This is a genomic window from Hahella sp. CCB-MM4, assembly GCF_002260525.1.
Lineage (GTDB): Bacteria > Pseudomonadota > Gammaproteobacteria > Pseudomonadales > Oleiphilaceae > Hahella.
The window spans coordinates 1-460 of sequence record NZ_MRYI01000082.1; the positions used below are offsets into that span (position 1 = coordinate 1).

At 67.0% G+C, this 460-nt stretch carries 1 protein-coding gene; it reads right to left on the bottom strand.

Annotation, left to right across the window (positions count from 1 at the left end; genetic code table 11):
* A partial coding sequence (locus BTA51_RS28990) for a P-loop NTPase (RefSeq protein ID WP_141215718.1) occupies positions 1–460 on the bottom strand: 460 nt, incomplete at both ends.

Consider the following 460-nt stretch of genomic DNA (forward strand, 5'->3'; position numbering starts at 1 on the left):
GGCCCAGCACCGGCGTCTTCAACACCTCGAAGGCGTTCAGCGCGCGGCGCGCATCCAGAAGGGCCACGTCCTGCGGGGTCGACACCACGATCGCGCCGGTCACCGGGAATTTCTGGCACAGCGTCATCTGCACATCCCCCGTCCCCGGCGGCATGTCGATCACCAACGCATCCAGATCGCCCCAGGCCACCTGCGTCATCAACTGCTGCAGAGCACCCATCAACATCGGGCCGCGCCAGATCAGCGCCTGATCCTCGGGCAGCATCATCCCGATGGAGATCACCCGCACGCCATGCGCGACCGGCGGGATGATCGTCTTGCCGTCGGGCGAGGCCGGCTTCTTCGTCACGCCCATCATGCGCCGCTGGCTGGGGACATTGATGTCGGGAACGACCAGCCCGACCTTCCAGCCCTCTCGTCCCAGCGCCACGGCGAGGTTGGCCGAGATCGTCGACGTTCC